Annotated in this window: 22 protein-coding genes; 18 read left to right on the top strand and 4 right to left on the bottom strand. The window is 71.0% G+C overall.

Annotation, left to right across the window (positions count from 1 at the left end; translation table 11 throughout):
- The first annotated feature begins 2 nt into the window (after positions 1-2).
- The gene (locus tag AB0B48_RS12105) at positions 3-1,457 is read left to right on the top strand and encodes an aldehyde dehydrogenase family protein (RefSeq protein WP_357199645.1); all 1,455 of its coding nucleotides are present in this window, start codon (positions 3-5) and stop codon (positions 1,455-1,457) included.
- Positions 1,454-2,629, top strand: coding sequence for an alcohol dehydrogenase catalytic domain-containing protein (locus tag AB0B48_RS12100; protein ID WP_357199642.1), 1,176 nt, complete (start codon positions 1,454-1,456; stop codon positions 2,627-2,629). The genes AB0B48_RS12105 and AB0B48_RS12100 overlap by 4 nt, the downstream gene beginning before the upstream one ends.
- A gap of 140 nt (positions 2,630-2,769) precedes the next feature.
- Here the strand turns inward: AB0B48_RS12100 and AB0B48_RS12095 are convergent, their stop codons facing one another.
- Both AB0B48_RS12095 and AB0B48_RS12090 read right to left on the bottom strand, forming a co-directional pair.
- A complete protein-coding gene (locus AB0B48_RS12095) occupies positions 2,770-3,057 on the bottom strand; it encodes a hypothetical protein (RefSeq protein WP_357199639.1) in 288 nt (95 codons plus the stop codon).
- Positions 3,058-3,164: 107 nt separating this feature from the next.
- Positions 3,165-4,022: an SPFH domain-containing protein gene (locus AB0B48_RS12090; protein ID WP_357199637.1), complete on the bottom strand. Its 858-nt coding sequence runs from the start codon at positions 4,020-4,022 to the stop codon at positions 3,165-3,167.
- A gap of 223 nt (positions 4,023-4,245) precedes the next feature.
- Here AB0B48_RS12090 and AB0B48_RS12085 point away from each other — a divergent pair, with 223 nt between their 5' ends.
- The 8 genes from AB0B48_RS12085 (at position 4,246) to AB0B48_RS12050 (ending at position 12,077) form a co-directional block, all read left to right on the top strand.
- A complete protein-coding gene (locus tag AB0B48_RS12085) occupies positions 4,246-5,007 on the top strand; it encodes an ABC transporter ATP-binding protein (RefSeq protein WP_355502683.1) in 762 nt (253 codons plus the stop codon).
- A complete protein-coding gene (locus AB0B48_RS12080) occupies positions 4,994-5,686 on the top strand; it encodes an ABC transporter ATP-binding protein (RefSeq protein WP_357199633.1) in 693 nt (230 codons plus the stop codon). Before AB0B48_RS12085 ends, AB0B48_RS12080 begins: the two co-directional genes overlap by 14 nt.
- A gap of 63 nt (positions 5,687-5,749) precedes the next feature.
- On the top strand, positions 5,750-6,988 hold the full coding sequence (locus AB0B48_RS12075; protein WP_357199664.1) for an ABC transporter substrate-binding protein: 1,239 nt from the start codon (positions 5,750-5,752) through the stop codon (positions 6,986-6,988).
- A 173-nt stretch (positions 6,989-7,161) separates the two neighbouring features.
- Positions 7,162-8,043, top strand: coding sequence for a branched-chain amino acid ABC transporter permease (locus AB0B48_RS12070; RefSeq protein ID WP_357199630.1), 882 nt, complete (start codon positions 7,162-7,164; stop codon positions 8,041-8,043).
- Positions 8,040-9,053, top strand: coding sequence for a branched-chain amino acid ABC transporter permease (locus tag AB0B48_RS12065; protein ID WP_357199627.1), 1,014 nt, complete (start codon positions 8,040-8,042; stop codon positions 9,051-9,053). Before AB0B48_RS12070 ends, AB0B48_RS12065 begins: the two co-directional genes overlap by 4 nt.
- A gap of 79 nt (positions 9,054-9,132) precedes the next feature.
- The gene (locus AB0B48_RS12060; RefSeq protein ID WP_357199624.1) at positions 9,133-9,804 is read left to right on the top strand and encodes a transcriptional regulator; all 672 of its coding nucleotides are present in this window, start codon (positions 9,133-9,135) and stop codon (positions 9,802-9,804) included.
- 84 nt (positions 9,805-9,888) lie between these two features.
- Positions 9,889-11,457, top strand: a complete 1,569-nt coding sequence (locus AB0B48_RS12055; RefSeq protein WP_357199621.1) for an MFS transporter — start codon at positions 9,889-9,891, stop codon at positions 11,455-11,457.
- 11 nt (positions 11,458-11,468) lie between these two features.
- The gene (locus tag AB0B48_RS12050; protein WP_357199618.1) at positions 11,469-12,077 is read left to right on the top strand and encodes a TetR/AcrR family transcriptional regulator; all 609 of its coding nucleotides are present in this window, start codon (positions 11,469-11,471) and stop codon (positions 12,075-12,077) included.
- A gap of 135 nt (positions 12,078-12,212) precedes the next feature.
- On the opposite strand, the gene AB0B48_RS12045 is transcribed toward AB0B48_RS12050, so the two are convergent.
- A complete protein-coding gene (locus AB0B48_RS12045; RefSeq protein WP_357199615.1) occupies positions 12,213-14,132 on the bottom strand; it encodes a helix-turn-helix domain-containing protein in 1,920 nt (639 codons plus the stop codon).
- 14 nt (positions 14,133-14,146) lie between these two features.
- A complete protein-coding gene (locus AB0B48_RS12040) occupies positions 14,147-14,929 on the bottom strand; it encodes a 3-hydroxybutyrate dehydrogenase (protein WP_357199612.1) in 783 nt (260 codons plus the stop codon).
- Between the two features lie 570 nt (positions 14,930-15,499).
- Between AB0B48_RS12040 and ruvC the strand changes: the two genes are divergently transcribed.
- The 8 genes from ruvC to AB0B48_RS12000 all read left to right on the top strand — a co-directional run bounded on the left by ruvC (position 15,500) and on the right by AB0B48_RS12000 (position 25,013).
- Positions 15,500-16,027: a crossover junction endodeoxyribonuclease RuvC gene (ruvC, locus tag AB0B48_RS12035; RefSeq protein WP_112584546.1), complete on the top strand. Its 528-nt coding sequence runs from the start codon at positions 15,500-15,502 to the stop codon at positions 16,025-16,027.
- On the top strand, positions 16,024-16,626 hold the full coding sequence (gene ruvA / locus AB0B48_RS12030) for a Holliday junction branch migration protein RuvA (protein WP_210784947.1): 603 nt from the start codon (positions 16,024-16,026) through the stop codon (positions 16,624-16,626). The genes ruvC and ruvA overlap by 4 nt, the downstream gene beginning before the upstream one ends.
- Before the next feature lie 75 nt (positions 16,627-16,701).
- Positions 16,702-17,769 carry a Holliday junction branch migration DNA helicase RuvB gene (gene ruvB / locus AB0B48_RS12025; protein WP_357199608.1) on the top strand — a complete coding sequence of 356 codons (1,068 nt, stop codon included), beginning with the start codon at positions 16,702-16,704 and terminating at the stop codon, positions 17,767-17,769.
- A gap of 139 nt (positions 17,770-17,908) precedes the next feature.
- Positions 17,909-18,247 carry a preprotein translocase subunit YajC gene (gene yajC, locus AB0B48_RS12020; RefSeq protein WP_357199605.1) on the top strand — a complete coding sequence of 113 codons (339 nt, stop codon included), beginning with the start codon at positions 17,909-17,911 and terminating at the stop codon, positions 18,245-18,247.
- 280 nt (positions 18,248-18,527) lie between these two features.
- Positions 18,528-20,447 carry a protein translocase subunit SecD gene (gene secD, locus AB0B48_RS12015; RefSeq protein WP_357199602.1) on the top strand — a complete coding sequence of 640 codons (1,920 nt, stop codon included), beginning with the start codon at positions 18,528-18,530 and terminating at the stop codon, positions 20,445-20,447.
- Position 20,448: 1 nt separating this feature from the next.
- A complete protein-coding gene (secF, locus tag AB0B48_RS12010) occupies positions 20,449-21,648 on the top strand; it encodes a protein translocase subunit SecF (protein ID WP_357199599.1) in 1,200 nt (399 codons plus the stop codon).
- Positions 21,649-21,726: 78 nt separating this feature from the next.
- Positions 21,727-22,293, top strand: a complete 567-nt coding sequence (locus AB0B48_RS12005; RefSeq protein ID WP_357199596.1) for an adenine phosphoribosyltransferase — start codon at positions 21,727-21,729, stop codon at positions 22,291-22,293.
- Between the two features lie 197 nt (positions 22,294-22,490).
- On the top strand, positions 22,491-25,013 hold the full coding sequence (locus tag AB0B48_RS12000; RefSeq protein ID WP_357199593.1) for a bifunctional (p)ppGpp synthetase/guanosine-3',5'-bis(diphosphate) 3'-pyrophosphohydrolase: 2,523 nt from the start codon (positions 22,491-22,493) through the stop codon (positions 25,011-25,013).
- The last annotated feature ends 36 nt before the right edge of the window (positions 25,014-25,049 follow it).

The following is a 25,049-nucleotide window of genomic DNA, read 5'->3' as shown; positions in this document are numbered from 1 at the left end:
ACATGGACCTCGCCGCCCCGCCGTCGCTGTTGCCCGACTCCCTGCGCCTGCGGCGTCACCTGCACGTCGGCGGGGAGTGGACCCCTCCCGCCGACTCCGGCCTCATCGACGTGGAGAACCCGAGCACCGGGGACCTGATCGGGCAGGTGCCGGCCGGCACCCCGGCCGACGTGGATCGCGCCGTTGCCGCGGCCCGGTCCGCGTTTCCCGGCTGGTCGGCCGCCACCCCTGCCGAGCGCTCCGCCCACCTCGACCGGCTGCACGCGGCGCTCACCGCCCGCGCCGACGACCTCGCCCGCACCATCGCCGTCGAGCTGGGCTCTCCGCTCAAGCTCGCCACCCGGGTGCAGGTCGGGCTCCCACTGACCGTGCTGCGCGACCACGTCGCGCTCGCCGCCCGCGCGCCGGTCGAGGAGAGCATCGGCAACTCTCTCGTCGTCCGGGAGCCGATCGGCGTGGTCGGCGCGATCACCCCGTGGAACTACCCACTGCACCAGGTGATGGCGAAGCTCGCACCCGCCCTGGCCGCCGGCTGCACCGTGGTGCTCAAACCCAGCGAGCTGACCCCGTTGACCGCGTACCTGCTCTTCGACGCGGTCACCGAGGCCGGCCTGCCGCCGGGCGTGCTCAACCTGGTTCCCGGCACCGGGCCGGTGGTAGGTGAGGCGCTCGCCGGGCACCCCGACGTCGACCTGGTCTCCTTCACCGGCTCCACCGCCACCGGCGCGCGAATCATGCGGCTCGCCGCCGACCGGATCGCCCGGGTCGCGCTGGAGCTGGGCGGCAAGTCCGCCAACGTGGTCCTCCCCGACGCCGACCTGGCCACCGCCGTCAAGGTGGGCGTCGGCAACGCCCTGCTCAACTCCGGGCAGACCTGTACCGCCTGGACCAGGATGCTGGTGCACCGCGACCGGTACGACGAAGCCCTCGACCTGATCGCCGCGGCGGTGGCCGGCTACCGACTCGGCGACCCGTTCGACCCGGCGACCCGGCTCGGCCCGCTGGTCTCCGCAGCCCAGGCCCAGCGGGTGCGTGGCCACATCGACCGGGCCCTCGCCGACGGCGCCCGGCTGGTCGCCGGCGGGCCCGACGCCCCGGTGCCGTCCCGGGGGCACTTCGTCGCCCCGACCGTCTTCGCCGACGTGCACCCCGACAGCGCGCTGGCGCAGGAGGAGGTCTTCGGCCCGGTGCTCGCCGTCATCCCGTTCGCCGACACCGACGAGGCGGTCGCCATCGCCAACAACTCGAAGTACGGGCTGGCCGGCGCGGTCTGGTCAGCCGACACCGACGCGGCGCTCGCGGTGGCCCGGCGGTTGCGTACCGGCGCTGTCGACATCAACGGCGCCCCGTTCAACCCGCTCGCCCCGTTCGGTGGCTACAAGCAGTCCGGCCTGGGCCGGGAGTTGGGCGTGCACGGGCTGGCCGAGTTCTGCGAGCTGAAGGCGATCCAGCGATGACCGATCCCGAGCTGTCCCCGGCCGTGCCCGCAGGCCGGCCCGAGCTGTCCCCGGCCGCGCCGGGTGGCGGCACCGGGCCGGCGTCCGCGCCGGTCATCGTTCGCGCGCTGGTCGCGCGCGGCTCCGGCGCCGAGCTGCGGGTCGAGCGGGTACGCCTGCCCGCGCCCGGCCCCGGCGAGGTGCGGGTGACGATCAGGGCGGCCGGTGTCTGCCACTCCGACCTGTCCATGGTCAACGGCACCCTCGCCGCGAGGTTCCCGCTGGTGCTCGGGCACGAGGCGACCGGTGTGGTGGCCGAGGTCGGGCCGGGCAGTCAGCTGACCGTCGGCACACCGGTGGTGCTCAACTGGGCGCCGGCGTGCCGGGCCTGCTGGTGGTGTCGGCGTGGCGAGCCGTGGCTCTGCGCCGACACCACGGCCCCGACCGTGTCGCGCGGCGAGACCGACGACGGGGTCCCGTTGCACCTGACCCTCGGCCTCGGCGCGCTCGCCGAGGCGGTGGTGGTACCCGAACGTGCCGTCATTCCGATCCCCGCCGGGTTGCCGCCCGAGCAGGCCGCACTGCTCGGCTGTGCGGTGCTCACCGGCGTCGGTGCGGTCCGGAACACCGCCCGGGTGACACCCGGCGAGTCGGTCGCGGTCGTCGGGCTCGGTGGCGTCGGGCTCGCCGTGCTCAGCGCGGCCCGCCGGGCCGGTGCCACGACGATCCTGGCCATCGACGTCGCCGAGGCGAAACGGGACCTGGCGCTCGCCGCCGGGGCGACCGACTTCCTGCTCTCCGACGACCGGCTCTCCAAGGAGGTACGGGCGCGCAGCGAGAGCCGGGGCGTCGACCACGCCTTCGAGTGCGTCGGTCGGGCCGCCACCATCCGCGCCGCCTGGCGGCTGACCCGGCGTGGGGGAGCGGTGACAGTGGTCGGCATGGGCGCCAAGGACGACATGGTCAGCCTGGGCGCGCTCGACATCTTCCACTCCGCGCGCACCCTGCGCTCCTCGGTGTACGGCTCGTCCGATCCGGACCGGGAGGTGCCGGTGCTGGCCGCCGAGCTCGCCGACCGCGCACTGGATCTGGGTGTGCTGGTCAGTGGGACGATTCCGTTGGACGAGGCGCCTGCGGCGTTCGACCGGTTGGCGCGGGGTGAGGGCGCTCGCTGGGTGGTCACGCTGGACTGACGCTGGTCACCGCCGCCGCGACGCGACCATCGACATCCCAGCGATTTGTCGGGGCGACTGGCGTGTCTGGCCAGGGAGCCTGGGGTCGGCCCGGGAAGGGCCAACCCTGGGCACCCTGGCGACGAGAGCCGGGCGACCGGTCAGAAGGGTGGGGCGTCCTCGCCCATCAGCGCCAGCACGACGCCACCCTTGCCGCTCTTGAGGCCCTGGACCACGACCTTGCCGGTGCTGCCGTCGGGCAGCTCCAGGGTGAAGGTCTTTCCGACCGCGTTCTTGGGGCCGTTTCCGGCGCTGTTGGCGGGTCGGAAGTCGCCTGCCCAGGGCGGAATCCCGCCCCTACGGGCCGGCTCGGCGAAGAGCGCGGCGGTGCCGGGGGTCCTGGTGCCGTCTGCGGAAAGGAGCACTGAGGCGCTGCGAAAGGTAGCCATATGCGCAAAGGCTAACCCGGACAACGCCGTTCGCGGTACCACAGTTGCCGGTGGCGGCGATTCGCTCGACCTCTGGCCCACCCCGCCAGGGGTGGGCCAGCCTCGGCTTACTTGCCGGTGACGATGCCCGGGTTGATGCAGAGCCCCGGATTCGCGCCGTTCTTCTCCGCGATCTCCAGACAACGGGTCACCTTGTCGACAGTCGCGTTGGTCTCGGTGATCTGCTTGGAGATCTCGGCGTTCTTGCGGTCCTGCTCCAGGTTGCGGGTCTGCGCCAGCTTGTCCTGGAACGCCTTGATGTTGCCCTCGGTCTTGTCGTCGTGGTTCACCCGGGTGATGGTCACCGAAAGGATGTCCACGTCGGTGGCGAGGCGCGCCTCCGCGCTGGTCTTGATGTTCGCGGCGAACGGCTTCAGGTCGACGTTGAGGTCGCCGGTCTGGGCGTCGATCTTCTCCAGGGGGTTGTACGCGGCGAAGGCGTCGTTGACCGCGCTGTCCAGCTGCACACCCACCCGCTGACCCCGGAAGCTGCCGAAGTCGCCCTTGTAGTCCATGAACTGCTTCGGCGCGTTCTCCGGCTTGACCTGCCATTCGACAAGCACCTCGACGCAGGCGTCGGCGAGGGTGCCGGTGCGCACGCGTACGCAGTTGTTGCCGCCGATGTGGTCGTACTTCTGGCGGCCCGCGTCCCACTCGCCGACCTTCTGCCAGGGCGCCACCCACTTCAGGCCCGAGCCGGTCACCTGCCCGGTGGGCTTGCCGAAGCTGGTGACGATGCCGACCGAGCGGATGGGCACGGAATGGGCGCTCGAGGCGACGCCGACCACCAGCGTGAGGGCGAGGAAGCCGAGCGCCGCGAGGGCGGCCATCCGCTTGAGCGGCCGTGCGGGAGCGACGAGAGCGACGACGGCGCTGACCGCCAGGGCGACGGCGAAGACGATCGCCATGGTGAAGCCGACGGGCATGGGGTGGGGACCTTCCGGTGGGCTGTGTGGATCATCAACCTAGGGGGTCCGGTCAAGTCGACGGCGCGGGGGAGTGGAGTTCAGGCACGTCAACTGCGGGGCGAATATGGATCCCATCGACATGGTTCGACTCCGGAGGCCCGCCGTAGGTTTCGTCCACGCGACGGGCCTGTGACCGCGGTCACCGAGCCGACCGTCGCCGCGACGTGCGGAGGATGAGGCGATGGCCGGGCAAGCGCTCCTGTCGGCCCGTGGGCTGACCCGCGACTTCCGGGGCTTCCGGGCGGTCGACGACGTCGACCTCGACGTGGCGTCGGACAGCGTGCACGCGCTGGTCGGCCCGAACGGCGCGGGCAAGACCACCCTGTTCAACCTGCTCACCGGCTTCCTCCGCCCCAGTGGCGGCCGGATCGAGCTGGCCGGGCGGGACGTCACCGGGCTGCCCCCCGAGCAGGTGGCACGGCTCGGCGTGGCCCGTTCGTTCCAGATCACCAGTCTTTTTCCCCAACTGTCCGCGCGCGAACACGTCGCGCTGGCGTTGCAGTCGTCCAGCGGGCTGGGCTGGCGGTTCTGGCGGTCGGCGAAGCTGATGGGCCGTTACACCGAACGGGCCGACGAACTGTTGGCGATGGTGGGACTGGCCGAGTTGGCGCACGCCCCCTCGGCGTCCCTGGCGTACGGCCGGAAACGAGCCCTGGAGCTGGCCATCGCCCTGGCGCTGGACCCGAAGGTGCTGCTGCTCGACGAGCCGACCGCGGGCATGGGCCTGGAGGACGTCGACCGCACCGTCGAGCTGATCGGTCGGGTCCGGCAGGGCCGGACCGTGGTGATGGTCGAGCACAACATGAGCGTGGTCGGCCGCCTCGCCGACACCGTCACCGTGCTCCAGGCCGGCAAGGTCCTCGTCGAGGGCCCGTACGAGCAGGTCCGCGCCGACGAGCGCGTGATCACCGCCTACCTGGGAGCCGCCGATGCTGCGCATTGAGAACCTGTCCGCCTTCTATGGCGAGGCACAGGTGCTGCGCGAGGTCAGCCTCGAGGTCTCCGCCGGCGAGGTGGTCACCCTGGTCGGCCGCAACGGTGCCGGCAAGTCCACTCTGCTGCGCTGCGTGATGGGGCTGCACCCCGGTCAGCGCGGCACGGTGGAGCTGGACGGGCGGGACATCACCGGGTTGGCGGCGCACAAGCGGGCCCGCCTGGGGCTGGGCTGGGTGCCCGACGACCGGGGCAGCTACGCCACGTTGACCGTCACCGAGAACCTCACGCTGCCACCCACCGTCGGCCCCGACCCGTGGTCGCTGGAGCGGGTGTACGAGGCGTTCCCGGCCCTGTACACCCGACGGGACTCGGCGGCCACCATGCTCTCCGGCGGCGAGCAGCAGATGCTCGCGCTGGCCCGGGTACTGCGGATGGGCGCCCGGCTGCTGCTCTGCGACGAGCCCACCGAAGGGCTGTCGCCACTGCTGGTGCAGCAGGTCGGCGACCTGCTGCGCGAGGCCAAACGGCACGGGGTGACAGTGCTGCTGGTCGAGCAGAACCTGCACTTCGCCACCGGTGTCGCCGACCGGCACTACCTGCTGGCCGAGGGCCGGGTCGCCGAGGCGATGGACAACTCCGAGGTGCGTTCGCGCGAACGCGAACTGCTCGCGTACCTCGGGATCTGAATGTTCTCAACGACGACCCGCGCGACGCCGCGCGGAATGGATGGAGTGGGCATGCGTAGGACGATGGGTGTGGCCGCGGCGTCGGCCGTGGTGGTGCTGGCCGCCGGGTGCGGTGGCGGTGGCCCCCAGTCGAGTGGCGACCAGAAGCTGACCGGCGACAAGATCGTGCTGGGCGTGCTCAACGACCAGTCCGGGGCGTACTCGGAGTTGTCCGGAAAGAACTCGGTGGCGGCCGTGGAGATGGCCATCGCCGACTTCACCGCGAAGTACGGCGACAAGGCGGTGACCAAGGACATCACCGTGGAGACCGCGGACCACCAGAACAAGCCGGACGTGGCCAACTCCAAGGCCCAGGAGATGTACGACCGCAAGGGCGTCGACCTGATCCTGGACGTGCCCACCTCGTCGGCCGCGTTGAAGGTCGCCGACGTGGCGAAGGAGAAGAAGAAGCTCTACTTCAACATCGGGGCGGCGACCACCGACCTGACCGGCAAGAGCTGCAACAAGTACACCTTCCACTACGCGTACGACACGTACATGCTGGCCAACGGCACCGGAAAGACCACCACCGAGCAGATCGGCAAGAACTGGTACATCCTCTACCCGAACTACGCCTTCGGTCAGGACATGGAGAAGAGCTTCTCCACCGCGATCACGGCGGCCGGCGGCACTGTCGTCGGCAAGGACGGGGCGCCGTTCCCGAACACCAGCGGTGACTTCTCCACCTTCCTGCTCAAGGCGCCGAACCTGAACCCGAAGCCGGACGTGCTGGGCACCATGCAGGCCGGCGCGGAGCTGGTCAACGTGGTGAAGCAGTACAACGAGTTCAAGCTGCGGGACAAGGGCGTCGGCCTGGCGGTGGGGCTGATGTTCCTCACCGACATCCACTCGCTCACCCCGGCCGCGCTGGCCGGCACCACGTACACCGACGCCTGGTACTGGAACTTCGACGCGAAGAACCGGGAGTTCGCCGACCGCTTCCAGCAGAAGGCCGGCACCCGGCCGACCTTCGCGCACGCCGCCAACTACTCCGCGGCCCTTCAGTACCTGGAGGCGGTGCAGGCCGCCGGCACCGACGACGCGGACGCCGTGGTCAAGGGCCTGGAGGGCAAGACGGTCGAGGACGTCTTCCTGCGCAACGGGAAGATCCGCGCCGAGGACCACCGGGTGGTGCACGACGCGTACCTGGCCCAGGTGAAGTCGCAGTCCGAGGTCGCCGAGCCGTGGGACTACGTGAAGGTGCTCAAGACGATCCCCGCCGCGGAGGCGTTCCGCGCGCCCTCGGCGGACTGCAAGCTGTGAGTGCGAGGAGTGAGCGGGTTGTGCGAGCCCCGCAGTCACGAACGGATGTGACGCGGTGAGTGCGAGGAGTGAGCGGGTTGTGCGAGCCCCGCAGTCACGAACGGATGTGACGCGGTGAGTGCGAGGAGTGAGCCGGTTGTGCGAGCCCCGCAGTCACGAACGGATGTGACGCGGTGAGCGGATTCGCGCAGAACACGTTCAACGGGCTGGTGAGTGGGGCGTTCTACGCCCTGCTCGCCCTCGGGCTCGCGGTCATCTTCGGAATGCTGCGAGTCGTCAACTTCGCCCACGGCGCGTTCTACATGCTCGGCGCGTTCGGGGCGTACGTGCTGCTCAGCGAGGCGGGCGTGCCGTTCTGGGCCGCCCTGGTGATCATGCCGGTGGGGCTGGGTCTGCTCGGCATGGCGCTGGAACGCGCGGTGATCCACCGCCTGACCAAACTGGACCCGCTCTACAACTTCCTGCTCACCTTCGGTCTGACGCTGATCCTTCAGGACCTGGTGAAACTGCGCTACGGCGTGCAGTCCAGCCCGTACGAGACGCCGTCGCTGTTGAGCGGGTCGGTCGACTTCGGGCTGTTCGACTTCCCGACGTACCGGGTGTTCATCCTCGGCTTCGCGGTGCTGCTCTGCGTCGCGGTGTGGTGGGTGCTGACCCGGACCCGGATCGGCATGGTGGTCCGTGCGGCCACCGAGCGGCCGGACCTGACCCCTGCGTTCGGCATCGACGTCGGACGGTGGGTGACCCCGGTCTTCGGCTTCGGCATCGGGCTGGCCGGCCTCGCCGGTGTGCTGGCCGCGCCGATGCGCGCGGTCAACCCGCTGATGGGCGCCGACCTGATCATCGTGGTGTTCGCGGTGGTGGTGATCGGCGGGCTGGGCTCGATCTTCGGGTCGGTCGCCGCAGGCTTCGGCATCGGACTCGTGCAGGCGTGGGGTGAGGCGTACCTCTCCAGTTTCCCGCTCGTCTCGCAGACGATCGTCTTCGTCGTGATGGCCGGCGTGCTGCTCTGGCGCCCGGCCGGCCTGTTCGGTCGGGAGGAGGCCCCCGCATGACCAACACCGTGGACACTCCTACCGACGCGTCCCGTTCGACGCCACCGTCCGGGCTGATCGCCGTGGCCCGGGCCCCCGGCTGGGTCCGGTACGCGCTGCTCGCCGTCGGCCTGGCCGTCGCGGCGTGGCTGCCCAACGGCCTCTACCCGGCGGTCGCGGTGGACATCCTCTGCTGGGCGCTCTTCGCCGTGGCGGTGGACCTGCTGCTCGGCTTCACCGGGCTGATGTCCTTCGGCCACGCCGCGTTCTGGGGCACCTCCGCGTACGTCACCGGGCTGGTGGCCATCCACGTCGGCCTGCCGTTTCCCCTCGCGGTGCTGGCCGGGGCCCTCGCCGCGGCCGTGCTGGCGGTGCCGATCGGGTACCTGGCGGTCAAGCGGACCGGCATCTACTTCGCCATGGTGACCCTGGCCTTCGCGCAGATGGTCTACTACGTCGCCAACGAGTGGCGCTCGGTGACGCAGGGCGAGAACGGCCTCCAGGGGGTGCCCCGCGAGCTGTTCGGCGTCGACCTCACCGACGACTACTTCTTCTACTACGCGATCCTGCCGATCGTGCTGCTCGGGCTCGCCGCCGCCTGGCGGATCGTGCACTCACCGTTCGGTCGGGTGCTGGTCGGCATCCGGGACAACCCGGCGCGGGCGCGGGCGCTGGGCTACCCGGTGCACCGCTACAAGCTCACCGCGTTCGTGCTCTCCGGGTTCATCGCCGGCCTCGGTGGCGGGTTGTTCGCGGTCGGCCACCGGTTCGTCTCGCTGGACGTGCTGCACTGGACCACCTCCGGCAAGGCGGTCATCGTGGTGGTGCTCGGCGGGATCGGCACCCTCTGGGGTGGGGTGCTCGGCGCCGCCCTCGTGGTCCGGCTGGAGGACTGGTTGTCGTTCTCCGGGTTCGAGGCGATCGGACTGGTCACCGGCGGCATCTTCGTCCTGGTCGTGGTGCTGTTCCGGCGCGGCATCTGGGGCAGCGTCGCCGCGCTGGCCCACCGGCTGGCGGCCCGCCGCCGCTGAAATTCCGCGATCGGCGCATCCACCAGGTGCCCGCCGAGCGAACCCCCGGGTAGAGAACGTCTACCCGGGGGTACGTCTGGTGCTGACCGATCCGATGCCGGCGGAGGCCGTGGAGATCGCGCACAAGCAGGTGTCGCTGGCGGCCGAGGACCTGGACGCCAACGCCGTCGCGACGCTGGTGCTGGAGTTGGCCGAGGCCTGGGGCGTGCCGGCGCTCTGGGAGCAGGTCTGTCGTCCGTTGCTGGCCCGGCTGTCGGGGCGTACCGCCGTCGAGGTCGTCGTCGAGCACGCCCTCTGCGAGGGTGTCCGGGTCGGGTTGGACGCGTACCGCCGGGAGCCGGGCCGGTCACTGCGCACCGGCGGGGTGCTGCTGGCCGGTGCCGAGAAGGAGGCGCACAGCCTGGGTCTGCTGGCGCTCGCAGCCGCGTTGCGCGAGCAGGGTCGCGGCTGTCTGAACCTTGGCCCCGCGCTGCCCTGGTCCGCGCTCACCAGTGCGGTGTACCGGGCCCGTCCGCGCACCGTCGTGCTCTGGTCGCAGACGCCGCTGACCGGCCGCGCGTACCGCCTGGTGCGCTTCGCCCGGGACTTTCCGCGCCTTCGGGTGTACGGCGCGGGGCCGGGCTGGATCGAGCCGCTCAGCGGTCCGGCGGTGCGACTCGGCACGTTGACGGAGGCCGTCGACGCCTGCCTGTCGGTCGCGACCGGGCGTGATGCCCACCACATACGATACGGATCGGTGCCGTATCGTTAATGCGCGTCGTAGGCTGATCCGCGTTACGAGTCTGACCCGTATCGTATTGCGTCTCGGGTGACAAGCGTGGGGGGAAAGCCAGGCATGGAGCTGCACAACAACACCGGACACCCGAGGCGGTGGGCGATCCTGGGGGTGCTGGTGATCAGCCTCCTCGTGGTCGTCCTCGACAACACGATCCTCAACGTCGCCCTGCGCACCCTGGCCGACCCGGTGCACGGTCTCGGCGCCAGCCAGGGCGAGCTGGAGTGGTCCATCAACTCCTACACGCTCGTCTTCGCCGGGCTGCTGTTCACCTTCGGAGTCCTCGGCGACCGCGCCGGCCGCAAGCGCTTCCTGATGATCGGTCTGGTGCTGTTCGGCCTGGCGTCGCTGCTCTCCGCGTACGCCCAGAGCCCCGGACAGCTCATCGCGGCCCGCGCCCTGATGGGGGTCGGCGGCGCGGCCATCATGCCGGTGACACTGTCGATCATCTCCAACGTCTTCGACCCGCGCGAGCGTGGTCGGGCCATCGGTGTCTGGGCCGGCGCGGTCGGTCTCGCCGTGGCGATCGGCCCGATCCTCGGCGGCGCGCTGCTGGAGCACTTCTGGTGGGGCTCGGTCTTCCTGATCAACGTGCCGGTGGTCGCCGCCGGCGTGGTCCTGGTGGCGCTGCTGGTCCCCGAGTCGCGTGACCCGCGGCCCGGCCGGATCGACGTGCTCGGCGTGCTGCTCTCCGTGGTCGGCCTGGTCGCCCTCTCCTACGGCATCATCGACGGCGGCGAGCACGGCTTCGACCGCCCGCTGGCCTGGGGCTCGATCCTGGTGGGCATCGCGGTGCTGGCCTGGTTCGTGCAGCACGAGCGGCGCAGCGACCACCCGTCGCTGGACGTCCGACTGTTCAAGGTGCCCCGGTTCGCCGCGCCGGTCGCCATCGTCGGCCTGGTCTTCTTCGCCGCGATGGGCTCGATGTTCTTCGGCTCGTTCTACCTGCAACTCGTACGCGACTACAGCCCGTTGCAGACCGGCCTGCTCTTCCTGCCGTTCGCCGGCGCCCAGCTGGTCTTCGCGCCGCGCAGCGCCGCGATGGTCCGCCGCTACGGCGGTAAGGCCGTCGCCGCCGTCGGGTTGGGGTTGACTGTGGTGTCCCTCGCCGCCTTCGTCTTCATCGGCGCCTCCACCCCGATCTGGATCGTGCTGCTGGTCTTCCTCATTCAGGGCGCCGGGATGGCCAACATCATGCCGCCGGCCACCGAGTCGATCATGTCGGCGCTGCCCCGGGAGAAGGCCGGTGTGGGCTCCGCGGTCAGCAACACCATCCGCCAGGTGGCCGGTGCGCTCGGCGTTGCCGTCCTCGGCTCGGTGCTCTCAGCGGTCTACCGCAGCGACATCGGTGACGCCCTGACCGGTCTGCCCACCCAGGCCCAGGACGCGGCCAACGAATCGATCTCCGGGGCGTACGCGGCGGCGGGCCAGCTCGGCCCGGCGGCGCCGGGGCTGATCTCGGCGGCCAATGACGCCTTCGTCACCGCCATGCACTGGGCGGCCGGGCTGTCCGCGGTGATCGCCGCACTCGGGATGATCGTGGTGCTGCGCTGGATGCCGGGCAAGGAGGACGCGAGCGTCGCCCCGGCGGCGCCGGTCGCCGAGCCCGAGTTGGCCGGCACGGCATAGGTCCGGGAAGAATGACGGAAATGACGTCCACTGCTGATGCTCCGCGGTCGCCCGGTCGACCGCGGAGCATCCGCGCCGACGAGGCCATCATCGAGGCCACCCTCGACCTGCTCGCCGAGGGCAGCACCATCGAGGCGCTCTCGATCGAGGCGATCGCCGCCCGCGCCGGGGTCGGCAAGGCCACCATCTACCGCCGCTGGGCCGGCAAGGACGCGTTGCTGCTGGACGCGTTGCGCCGCCTCAAGGGCGTCATGGCCCAGCCGGCGGGCCACTCCGTCCGCGACGACCTGGTGCTGCTGGTCGGCGCGATCGGCAAGAACGTCGACCCGCGAGCAGCCAAGATCATGCCCTGCCTGGCACCCGCGGTGAACCGCAGCGCCGACCAGTTCCAGCTCTACCAGAACATCATCTCGCCCCGACGGCAGCTGATGCGCGAGGTGCTGCGGCGCGGCATCGACGAGGGGGTGCTGCGCGCCGACATCGACGTCGAGGTGACGATGGCGCTGCTCACCGGGCCGATGCTGATCCAGCGGGTGCTCCAGTGGAACCCGGACCTGGACGAGCAGACCCTGCCCGAACGGGTCGTCGACGCCGTGCTGCAGGGCATCCGGGCCCGCTGACGCCGGGTGCTCGGTCGGCGCGTTCGTGCCCGGCTGAGGCTGCCCGCCCGCTGACACCGGCTGGTCGGTCGGCGGCTGTTGTCCGCCGACGCTGCTTGCTCGGTCGGCGGCGTTCCTGCCGCCGGCCGGCGTCGGTCAGCCGGCTGGTGTGCGCAGTCGGTGCAGGCGCAGCGCGAGCTGCACCTCCAGCGCCCGCTCGGGCCGCTGCCAGTCGACACCGAGCAACTGCCCGACCCGCTCCAACCGCTGGGTCACCGTGTTGACGTGCACGTGCAGTTGCTCGGCGGCCCGGGCCAGGCTGCCGCCCACACCGAAGTACGCCTCCAGCGTCTTCACCAGAGCCGTACCGCGCCGGGCGTCGTAGTCGAGCACCGGCCCGACGGTGGCGGTGAGAAACTCGGTCACGTCCTTCTCGCCCCGGTCCCCGACAGTGCCCAGCAACAACCCGACGAAGCCCAACTCCACGGTGCTCGCGCCCTGCCCGGCGCGGCCCAGCGCGCCCAGCGCCGTCAGGCACCGGTCCGCCTCCTGAAACGTCAGGGCCAGCGCCGACGGCGTGTTCGACGGGCCACTCGCCCCGGCGGTCACCGGTCGACCGGTCACCCGGGACAGGTCCCGGGCCACCGCGCGGGCGCTGCCGCCCGCGTCCAGCCCCGGCAGCATCAGCACCACCCGGCCGTCGCGCGCCGCGGCCAGCCCGCCGCGCGCCGACGCGTACGTGGTGGCCCAGGACAGCACCCGCTGCCGAGCCGAGCCGGTCGCGGCGATCGCGTCGTCGCCCACCGCCACCAGCACGTGCGGCGCGTCCAGGTCCACCCCGAGCCGACGGGCCCGACTGCGCAGCGCGTCGGTGTCGCGCAACGGGCGGGCGATCAGGTCGTCCAGCAACTCGCCGCGCACCCGTCCCTCCGCCTCCGCGACCGTCCGGCGGAACAGCAGCAGCAGCGCGGTCACCAACGCGGCCCGCTCCAGGATGCGCTGGTCGGCGTCGACCAACTCGTCGTCCGGGCGCAGCACCAGGGCGCCCAGGTTCTCCGCGCCCGCCACCACCGCCGCGTACCAGAGCGGACCCCGACGTACGCTGCGCCCCTCGGTCCGGGACGCGGCCACCGCCTCGACGATGTCCGCGCGGTCCGGCTCCTCGATCTCACCCACCCGGGCCAGCAGGCGGCCCTCGGCGTCCAGCGCCAGCAGCGCGCCGCCCAGCACCTCGGTCACTGCGGCCGCCACGTCCTCCACGCCGCCGCCGCGCAGCACCAGCGCGGTCATCCGGTCGTGTGCCGCGGCGGCCCGCTCCACCGAGCTGCTGTGCGCCCGAATGGTGGTGTTCGCCGCTGACAACTCGGCCAAGGCCGAACGGGTCTCGGTCAGCAGCCGGGCGGTGTCGATCGCCACCGCGGCGTGCGCGGCCAGCGACACCAGCAGCGCCACCTCCTCCCGAACGAACGGCCGGGCCGAACGATTGGCCGCGTAGAGCACGCCGATGGAGGTCGAACCGAGCCGCAGCGGCACCCCCAGGATCGCCACCAGACCCTCCTCGCCCACCCCGGCGTCGATCTCGCCGGTGTGGTGGAAGCGCGCGTCCTCGCCGTAGTTGGCGGTGACGTACGGGGCACCGGACTGGGCCACCAGGCCACCGAGACCGGCACCCATCGGCAGACGCAGCCGCTGGAAACGGGCCGAGACCGACCCGTCGGTCACCCGCATGTAGGTGTCGCCACGTTCGTCGTCGTTGAGCGTCATGTACGCCACGTCCGCGCCCAGCAGATGACGGGCCCGGTGCACGATCGCCCGCAACACGTCGTCCAGATCGCGCAGCCCCGCCAGGTCGCTGACCGTGTCGTACAGGCCGGACAGCTCGCTCTCCCGGCGGCGGCGACGCTCCAGCAGCGCGCGGACCCGCAACGCCACCGACTTGGCCTGCTCCAGCTCGGCCAGCCGGTCCGGCGGTAGCCCGGCGGCCCGCGCGGCCACCAGCGGTCCCTCGAACTCGACCGCCGCGGCCTCTCGGGCGAGCAGCTCCAGGAACTCCACCGGCGAAGACATGGTCGACATTGTGCTCAGCCCCACTAGTTGGCCGTCCAGCCCCCGTCGAGGGCGATCGACGCCCCGGTGATGAACGCCGCCGGCGGCGAGCAGAGGTACGCCAGCAGCTCGGCCACCTCCTCCGGCTCGATCAACCGTTTGATCGCGGCCCGGGCCAGCATGATCTTCTCGATCACCTCGGCCTCGTCGATGCCGTGACTGGCCGCCTGGTCGGCGATCTGGCTCTCCACCAGCGCGGTACGCACGTACGCCGGGTTGATGCAGTTGGCGGTGACGCCGTGCGCGGCCCCCTCCAACGCGACCACCTTCGACAGCCCCTCCAGGGCGTGCTTGGCCGAGACGTAGGCCGCCTTGTACGGCGAGGCGCGCAACCCGTGCACCGAGGAGATGTTGACGATCCGCCCCCAGCCCCGCGCGTACATGTGCGGCAGCGCCCGGCGGATCAGCAGGAACGGCGCCTCCACCATCACCCGCTGGATGTACTCGAACCGCTCGACGGGAAAGTCCTGCAACGGTGCGACGTGCTGGAGCCCGGCGTTGTTCACCACGATGTCCACGTCCACGTCGAGCGAATCCACCGCCGCGGCGTCGGACAGGTCCACGCCCTCGGCCCGGCCACCGACCTCGGCGGCCACCGCCTTGGCCGCCTCCAGGTTGCGGTCCACCACGAGCACCTTGGCGCCGGCCGCGCCCAGCCGCAGGGCGCACGCCCGCCCGATACCGCTGCCACCCCCGGTCACCAGGGCGGTCCGACCGGAGAGGTCGAGCTGTACGACGTGGGGGACCACCACGGGTTCTGCCGTCATGGCGCAAGAAGTTACGAGCTGTGTGCTCCCCGGCACATGGGCCAGCGACACATACTCCGTACCAAAGCTGTGTGGCCCCACCCGCCCCCTACTACCCGCTCCCACCCACCGCCCCCTTCCACCCGCTCCCGCGCCGCGCCGCCCTTCTCGCCGCCCCGCCCCGTCCCGCGCGCCGCAAGATCGCGCAACATCCTGGATGTAGTGGCATCCAGGCGCGCCGTGGCCACTAAATCCTGGATCGAGCGTGACCTTGACGACGGTGGGCGCCCCGCAGACCGCCCCCGGTCAGTCGGAGCGGCGTTTGTCGTCAAGATCCGCGCAATATCAGGGATGTTGCTGTCTCTCGCGCGCCGGAGGCAGCAACATTCAGCAAGTTGCGCAGATCTTGGGGCGAGGGCGCGGGGCATGCGGGCGCGCGAGGCGCGGGGCGCGGGGGCGGGCGCGCGGGGCGCGGGGGATAGGGCGTGGGGGCGTTGGGGGTGTGGGAGGGCGTGTCCCGTGGGGCTGGTGGGAAGGGCGCCGGTTAGGGTGTCGAACACACGTACTGCTGACGGCTGGGGAGGGGGCGGCGTGCGCGTGCTCGGTGTGGACCCGGGGTTGACCCGGTGCGGGGTGGGTGTGGTCGAGGGTGTGCCCGGCCGGCCCTGCACCCTGGTCGCCTACTACGTGGTCTACACAGACCCGGCCGACGACCTGGCGTTGCGCCTGTTGCACCTGGACCGGTCGCTGAACAAGCTGGTGGCCGAGCATCAACCGGAGAGCGTCGCCGTCGAGCGCGTGTTCAGTCAGCACAACGTTCGTACCGTGATGGGCACCGCGCAGGCCAGTGGCATCGCCGTGCTGGCCGGGGCGCGGGCCGGGCTGCCGGTGCAGACGTACACCCCGAGCGAGGTGAAGGCCGCCGTGACGGGGTCCGGTCAGGCCGACAAGGCGCAGATGACCGCGATGGTGACCCGGCTGTTGCGGCTGGCCGAGCCGCCGAAGCCGGCGGACGCCGCCGACGCGCTGGCCCTGGCCATCTGCCATGTGTGGCGCGGCGGGACCCGCTCCAAGCTGGCCGCCGCGGCGGACCGGGCACGACGAGGAGGAGCACGATGATCGCCAGCGTGCGCGGCACGGTGACCGCGACGGGTCCGGACCAGGCGGTGATCGAGGTCGGCGGGGTCGGGCTCGCCGTGCACTGCGCCCCGGGGACCCTCGCGGAGCTGCGGGTCGGCCAGGTCGCCCGGCTCGCCACCAGTTTGATCGTGCGGGAAGACTCGCTGACTCTTTACGGCTTCGCCGACGATGACGCCAAGTCCCTGTTCGAGCTGCTCCAGACCGCGAGTGGCGTCGGCCCGCGACTGGCCCAGGCGGTGCTGGCGGTGCACACCCCGGACGCGGTACGCAAGGCGATCGCCAACGCGGACACGGCCGCCCTGACCCGCGTACCCGGGATCGGCAAGAAGGGCGCGGAACGTCTGGTGCTGGAGCTACGGGACCGGATCGGCCCGGTGCCGATCGGTGCCGACGGGGCGGCCGGGGTGACCCGCGGCAGCTGGCCCGACCAGGTCCGGCAGGCGCTGGTGGGGCTGGGTTGGACGGCCGGGCAGGCCGATCAGGCGGTGGCCGCGGTGGCGGAGTCGATCGAGGGTGAGACCCCGCCGGTGCCGGTCCTGCTCAAGCAGGCCATCCGACTGCTGGGCCGCACCCGATGACCGCCCGGGCGGCACGATGAGCGCGAGGAGTGAGCCGGGTTTGCGAGCCCCGCAGTCGCGAATAAAGGCGGCACGATGAGTGAGACCGAGGGGCTCGTCTCGGCGTACGTCAGCGACGCCGATCGGGACGCGGAGGCCACGGTGCGGCCGAGGCGGCTGGCCGAGTTCATCGCCCAGGACCGGGTACGCGACCAGCTCGACCTGTTGTTGCAGGGCGCGATGCGGCGGGGGTCGCCGCCGGATCACATTCTGCTCTCCGGCCCACCCGGGTTGGGCAAGACGAGTCTGGCCAACATCGTCGCCGCCGAGCTGGGCGCGGGCATCCGGGTGACCAGCGGCCCGGCGATCGAGCGTTCCGGCGATCTGGCGGCGATCCTGACCAGCCTCGCCGAGGGCGACGTGCTCTTCATCGACGAGATCCATCGGATCGCGCGGCCGGCCGAGGAGTTGCTGTACAGCGCGATGGAGGACTTCCGGGTCGACGTGGTGGTGGGCAAGGGGCCCGGTGCGACGGCGATCCCGCTGGACGTCGAGCCGTTCACCCTGGTCGGCGCGACGACCCGTTCGGGTCTGTTGACCGGGCCGATGCGGGACCGGTTCGGCTTCGTGGCGCATCTCGACTTCTACGCGCCGGCGGATCTGGAGACGCTGCTGCACCGTTCGGCGCGAATCCTGGGGGTGCCGATCACCCCGGAGGGCGCCATCGAGATCGCCGGTCGGTCCCGGGGCACGCCCCGGATCGCGAACCGGTTGCTGCGCCGGGTGCGCGACTACGCCGAGGTCCGGGCGGACGGGGTGGTCGATCTCGACACCGCGCGTGCGGCCCTGATCGTGTACGACGTGGACGCGCTCGGCCTGGACCGGCTGGACCGGGCGGTGTTGACCGCGTTGGTCGACTCGTTCCGGGGCGGCCCGGTCGGGTTGTCCACCCTCGCGGTGGCGGTGGGGGAGCAGCCGGACACGGTCGAGGAGGTCTGCGAGCCGTTCCTGGTGCGGGCTGGGTTGTTGGCCCGTACGCCCAGGGGTCGGGTGGCGACCGAGGCCGCTTGGCGGCATCTGGGACGCACACCACCGAATGGTACATTTGGTGTGGATAGTCCACCTGTGCCCGACTTGTTCTCCTTGGACGTCGATCAGCCGTGATGTGAACGTGATCTGTGCCGCATTCGGCGTTCCCAGGTGCAGGGTTTAGACTTCGCCGCGGTCTGTACAGGACGTGAGAATCCGCCTCCGCTCCGGCACCCCGGTGCCGGGCAGGTGGCCAATGGGAAGGTCAGTAACCGTGCAATTGGCAGCAGCGGGTGGCGGGGCCGGCGGTTTCACGCCGATCCTGATGATCGCCCTGCTCTTCGGTGTCATGTACTTCATGATGATCCGGCCGCAGCAGAAGCGCCGCAAAGAGGCAGAGGCGATGCAGTCCAACCTCGGCCCCGGCGACGAGGTCGTGACCATCGGTGGGCTCTACGGCACTGTCACCGGCATCGAGGACGACACCGTCCTGATCGAGGTCGCCCCGGGCGTGCAGACCCGGTACGCCCGCCCGGCCATCGCGCGGGTCGTCACCCGCGCGGAGCTGCCGAGCGAGCCGGTCACCGAGGACGCGGACACCGTCAAGGAGTGACCCCTTCCCTCGGGGAGCGGCGATTGCGGCGTACGGCCGGTCGGCCGGCTTCCGGGGTCGTCGCGCCCGGACGGGGCAGCGGGCGAGACGTGAAAACTGGATAGTTGGGTCGACGCCGGGCGTCGGCACGTTCCCGTGACCGTCGGCGTTCCGCGCCGGGGGCGCCCGGTCCTCGTGTCGGCATTCCGTCGGCTCAAGGCAGACCCGTCGGGCGGGACCCCCGGCCCGACACCGCCGCCGCTGTGACAGCGGCGCGACCGTACAGGGAGACAGGACAGCCGTGGCACCACCTCAGGGACAGATGCGCCCCGGGCGGCAGCTCGCCGTGCTCGGGTTCATCTTCGTGGTCCTCTATCTTCTGGTGTTCTTCGCCGGCGCCAGCGGCAGCTGGAAGGACCGGCTCGAGCCCAAGCTCGGCCTGGACCTCATCGGCGGCACGCGGGTGACACTGGAGGCGACCAACAGCGTCGACGGCAAGCCCCCGACGGCGGAGAACCTCGAGGAGGCCCGCGAGATCATCGAGAGTCGGGTCAACGCGTTCGGCGTGGCCGAGGCCGAGGTGGTCACCGAGGGCAACCGCAACATCGTCATCTCCCTGCCCGGTGAGAACCGGAACCTCGACGACGTGGGCGAAGCGGCCGAGTTGCGCTTCCGCAAGGTGCTCAAGGCCGCGTCCGGCAGCGGGGTGGCCGAGGCGCCGCCCGCCGCCGCGCCGACCCCGTCCGGCAGCGCTGCCCCGACCGGCAGCGCGACCCCGTCCGGTGCCGCGACCCCGTCCGGCAGCGCCTCGCCGAAGGTGACCTCGTCGCCCAGCGGCGGTCAGGGCGGAATGGCCCCGGCGTCGCCCAGCGCCACGCCGACCCCCTCCGCGTCCGCCACGGCCTCGCCGAGCGCCGCCGCGCCCAGCGCCAGCGCCAGTGCCGAGCCGGTGCCGGCCAGCGTCGAGGAGCAGCGCAAGGCCGTCGAGCAGAAGGTCGGCGCCGCCGCGTGGCAGGCCGCCAACGGGTTGCAGGCCCCGGCCGATCTGACCGCCGACCCGTCGCTGGCCGAGAAGTTCAAGCCGTTTGGCACGCTGTCTCCGCAGGAGGTCGCGGTGCTGCCGGCGCAGATGCAGTTCAACGTGCCGACGATCGGCTGCGCGCAGCTCGACCAGCGCCCCCCGGCGTCGATCTCCGACGCGAAGCAGCAGGTGGTCTCCTGCGAGGACGGCGCGTCGAAGTACCTGCTCGACCAGGCCAAGGTGCTGGGCACCGACGTGTCCGACGCCGACGCGGTGCTCGACCAGACCAACGCCTGGGTGGTCAGCCTGGACTTCACCGGTGACGGTCAGGGCAAGTGGACCTCGCTGACCCGTGAGGCGTTCAACAACGAGGGCCAGGCCTGCGACGCGACCGCCCTGGGCCAGGACGGCAAGTGCCGGGTGGCCGTCGTGCTGGACAACAAGATCGTCTCCTCCCCGGAGATCCAGGGCGTGCTGACCGGCAACTCCCAGATCACCGGCACCTTCACCCAGAAGGACGCCAGCACCCTTGCCGGTCAGCTCCGCTACGGCGCGCTGCCGGTGACCTTCGAGCAGCAGGAAGCGCAGAACGTCACCGCCACGCTGGGTGCCAGCCACCTGCGCGCCGGTCTGCTCGCTGCCGGCATCGGCATGCTGCTGGTCATCATCTACGCGTTCTTCTACTACCGGCTGCTCGGCTCGGTGATCTTCCTGAGCCTCATCCTCTCCGCGCTGCTGGTCTTCGGCGCGCTGGTGGTGCTCGGCCGGCAGATCGGCTTCACGCTCACCCTCGCCGGCATCGCCGGAATGATCGTCTCGCTCGGTGTGGCGGCGGACTCGTTCGTCATCTACTTCGAACGACTGAAAGACGAGATCCGGGAGGGGCGCAGCCCGCGTAGCGCGGTGCCCCGCGCCTGGATCCGGGCCCGTCGGACGATCATCTCGGCCAACGCGATCACCCTGCTCTCCGCTGTGGTGCTCTACGTGGTCTCGGTCGGCACCGTCAAGGGCTTCGCGTTCGCGCTCGGCCTCGCCACCGTGCTGGACCTGGTCGTGGTCTTCCTCTTCCGGCACCCGATCATGACGATGTTCGCCCGGACCCAGGCGTTCCTGTCCCCGCGGGTCAGCGGTCTGGGCCGAGCACTGCCGGCTCGCAACCAGCCGACTCAGCCCCGCAACCCGCGCGCCAAGGAGGCCTGAGATGGCTCAAAACGGTCTGGCGAGCCGCCTCTACAACGGCGAGGCCGGTCTCAACATCGTCGGTCGACGCAAGCTCTGGTTCGGCGTCGCCGGGCTCCTGGTCCTGATCGCGATCCTCAGCTTCTCGATCCGTGGGTTCAGCCTGGGCATCGAGTTCGCGGGCGGCAACTCGTTCCAGGTGCCGGCGAGTGTCGGCACCCTGGACGACGCCGAGCGGGAGGTCAACTCGGCCCTCGCCGCCGAGAACACCGGCGTCACGGTGGCTACCACGCAGAAGGTCGGCGGTCCGGGCGGCGACTCCTACGAGCTCCGCACGCCGCAGCTCAGCGCCGACCAGGCCACCGCGGTCAAGGCCCAGATCGCCGAGGACCTCGGCATCAGCGCCGACCAGATCAGCGACAACCAGGTCAGTGAGGCCTGGGGCAGCCAGGTGACCGAGCGGGCCGTACTTGGTCTGGTCATCTTCATCGCGCTGGTGATGGTCTACCTGATCCTGCGTTTCGAGTGGCGGATGGCCGTGGCCGCCGTCGCCTCGCTGATCACGAACCTGATCCTGACCGCCGGCATCTACTCGCTGGTCGGCTTCGAGGTCACCCCGTCGACGATCATCGGCTTCCTCACCATTCTGGGCTTCGCGCTCTACGACGTGGTGGTGGTCTTCGACAAGGTCCAGGAGAACACCCGGGGCATCACCGCCAACAACAACCAGACGTACGCCGAGGCGTCCAACCTGGCCGTCAACCAGAGCCTGATGCGGTCGTTGAACACCTCGGTGGTCGCCCTGCTGCCGGTCGGTGGTCTGCTCTTCATCGGTGCCGGCCTGCTCGGTGCCGGCACCCTGAAGGACCTGGGTCTGGTGCTGTTCGTCGGTATGGCGGTGGCGTTCCTGACCTCCATCCTGGTGGCCACCCCGCTGCTGGCGCTGTTGAAGAACTACGACCCGCGGATCCAGGCGCACAACAAGCGCGTCCTGACCCGGCGGGGCGCGATCAGCCGCGGCGAGGTCACCGGTAAGGGTGCTGCCGCGAGCCCGGTGGCCCAGGCCGACGCGACCGACGAGCCGGTCGACCAGGACGCCGCCGCGCTGGCCGGTGCCGCCCCCAAGGTGGGCGCTCGGCCGGCGGGCAAGCGGTCCACCGGTGCCCGGGGCGGTCGCCCGGGTGGTGGCGGCAACCGGCCGGGTGGCGCCAAGCGGCGCTGACCCGACAGGGAACACCCGAACGGCGTCCGGCATGCTGTTGCCGGACGCCGTTCGTCGTCGAAGGAGAGCGAAACAGCCGTGACGGAGACCCACAGCGCCGTAGCGCACGGGGACAGTGGCCCGGAGGTGGCCCGACTGGTCGCCAGTCGGGTGCTGGACGTGCCCGACTTTCCCAAGCCCGGCGTCATGTTCAAGGACCTGATGCCACTGTTCGCCGACGGCACGGTCTTCCGTGAGGTGATCGACGGCATCGTTGCCCACCACGGGCGGGACACCTTCGACGTGGTGGTCGGCATCGAGGCGCGCGGGTTCGTCGTCGCGGCGGCCATCGCGTACGCGACCGGGATGGGCGTGGTGCCGGTGCGCAAGGCCGGCAAGCTGCCGCGCCCCGCGCACTCGGTCTCCTACGAGTTGGAGTACGGCGAAGCCACCCTCGAAGTGCACGAGGACGCCTTCACCGCCGGGCACCGGGTGCTGGTGGTCGACGACGTGCTGGCCACCGGTGGCACGGCCCAGGCGACGCTGGACCTGGTCGAGCGGGCCGGTGGCACCGTCGCCGGCTTCACTGTGCTGCTGGAACTCGGCTTCCTGGGTGGGCGCGAGCGACTGGCGCCGCGTCCCGTCCACGCCCTGTTGACTGTTTGAGCCGGTCGGTACTCTGCTGACCGGTTGGTCCCGGACCGGTCGGATGGACGCGGCGCCGACCGTCCGGCGGAGCGGCAGGGGGCCGTCCGTGCGGGTAGCATTGCCCTTTGCTGACGCCGGCGGTATCCCGTCCGGCGGGCGAGACCAGGTCGGCCGATCTTCGGCCGGCGTGTTTCCGGCGAGCGGTGAGGAGGCCGGTGTCCCACGATGTCGTCCCTCCGGCGGAGGGCACGGTGCACCCGACAGGCGACGCTGACGGCTCGGTGACCGACCCGACAGGCGACGCGCCGGCCCGGGTGACGGGCAACGGCAACGGCTCCGGTCGGGCTCCCGGCGAGAGCGCGGTGAAGCCGACCAGCGGCCCGCCGAACGTCGAGGCGTCCCCTGGCGCCGATGGCGTCGTGGTGCCGTTCCCGACCGACGCGGGCATCGACCCGTCGCCCAGCGGCGGGTTCGGGCTGTCCAACGCGCCCACCGGTCGGCGGGTCCGGGCCCGGCTGGCCCGGTTCAACGCGCCCTGGCAGACCTCCCAGGTCAGCGAGGTGCTGGAGCCGCTCATCGCCAGCCACCGGGACAACCACCCCAAGGCGGACGCCCGGCTGCTCCAGCGCGCCTTCGACACGGCCGCGCGGTGGCACTCCGGGCAGTACCGCAAGTCCGGTGACCCCTACATCACCCACCCCCTCGCCGTGGCGACGATCCTCGGCAACCTGGGGATGGACACCACCACGCTGGTCGCCGCGCTGCTGCACGACACCATCGAGGACACCGAGTACACCCTCGACCAGATGCGCGCCGACTTCGGTGGCGAGGTCGCCCTGCTGGTCGACGGCGTCACCAAGCTCGACAAGGTCAAGCTGGGTGACGCGGCCAAGGCCGAGACGATCCGCAAGATGGTCGTGGCCATGGCCAAGGACCCGCGGGTGCTGGTGATCAAGCTGGCCGACCGGCTGCACAACATGCGCACCCTGACCTTCCTGCCCCGCCCCAAGCAGGAGCAGAAGGCCAAGGAGACCCTGGAGATCCTGGCGCCGCTGGCGCACCGGCTCGGTATGAACACGATCAAGTGGGAGCTGGAGGACCTGTCCTTCGGCACGCTGTTCCCGAAGCGCTACGAGGAGATCAACCGGCTGATCGGGGAGCACCAGCCGCAGCGCGAGGCGCTGCTGCGGCAGGTGACGCAGAAGGTGCAGACGGACCTGAAGGCCGCCAAGATCAAGGCGGAGACCACCGGGCGGCCGAAGCACCTCTACTCGATCTACCAGAAGATGATCGTGCGGGGTCGCGACTTCAACGACATCTACGACCTGGTCGGTGTACGGATCCTGGTCGACACGGTTCGGGACTGCTACGCGGCGCTGGGGGTCATCCACGCCAACTGGCAGCCGGTGCCGGGCCGGTTCAAGGACTACATCGCGATGCCCAAGTTCAACATGTACCAGTCGTTGCACACGACGGTCATCGGGCCCACCGGCAAGCCGGTGGAGATGCAGATCCGCACGTACGCGATGCACCGCACCGCTGAGTTCGGCATCGCCGCGCACTGGAAGTACAAGGAGCACAAGGGCACCCAGATCGTCGGCCCGCCCGCGCACATCGACGAGATGACCTGGCTGCGGCAGTTGCTCGACTGGCAGCGTGAGGCGGCCGACCCGAGCGAGTTCCTGGACGCGCTGCGCTTCGACCTGTCCAGCCAGGAGGTGTACGTCTTCACCCCGAAGGGTGACGTCATCCCGCTGCCGACCGGGTCGACGCCTGTGGACTTCGCGTACGCGGTGCACACCGAGGTGGGGCACAAGTGCATCGGCGCGCGGGTCAACGGCAAGCTGGTGCCGCTGGAATCGACGCTGTCCAACGGCGACGTGATCGAGATCTTCACGTCGAAGTCCGAGACGGCCGGCCCGACGCAGGACTGGTTGGGCTTCGTCAAGAGCCCTCGCGCCCGGACGAAGATCCGCCAGTACTTCAACAAGGAGCGGCGCGAGGAGGCGATCGAGGCCGGCAAGGACGCGATCGTCAAGGCGATGCGCAAGCAGGGCATGCCGTTGCAGCGGATGCTCACCTCCGACGCGCTCATGTCGATCGCGCGGGACCTGCACCTGGCCGATGTGGCGTCGCTCTACGCGGCGGTCGGCGACAGTCAGGTCTCCGCGCAGTCGGTGGTGCAGAAGCTGATGGCCGCGTACGGGGGCGAGGAGGGCGCGGCGGAGGACATCGCCGAGACCGCCGTCGCCACCCGGCCTCCACGCAGCCGGCAGAGCAGCAGCGACCCGGGCGTGGTGGTCCGGGGCGTCAGCGACGTCTGGATCAAGCTGGCCCGCTGCTGCACACCGGTCCCACCGGACTCGGTGTTCGGCTTCGTCACCCGCTCCGGCGGGGTGAGCGTGCACCGCGACGACTGCGCCAACGCCGAGGACCTGCGCGCGCAGAGCGAGCGGGTCGTCGAGGTGAGTTGGAAGCTCACCTCCGCGTCGACGTTCCTGGTCGCCATCCAGGTCGAGGCCCTGGACCGACACAAGCTGCTGGCCGACGTCACAAGGGTGCTCTCCGACGAACGGGTCAACATCCTCTCCGCGACCGTCACCACCACCCGTGACCGGGTGGCGGTGAGCCGGTTCAGCTTCGAGATGGCCGACCCGAAGCACCTGGGCCACCTGCTGGCCACGGTTCGCAAGGTCGACGGCGTCTTCGACGCCTACCGGGTCACCTCAGGCGCCTGAGCGCCCGTACCCCGTACCCTGGGAACACGACAGCGC

It is taken from the genome of Micromonospora sp. NPDC049089, from assembly GCF_040648775.1.
In the GTDB taxonomy this organism is placed as follows: domain Bacteria; phylum Actinomycetota; class Actinomycetes; order Mycobacteriales; family Micromonosporaceae; genus Micromonospora.
The sequence above is the reverse complement of the archived record's forward strand: the minus strand, read 5'-3'. Positions and strand labels throughout refer to the sequence as shown.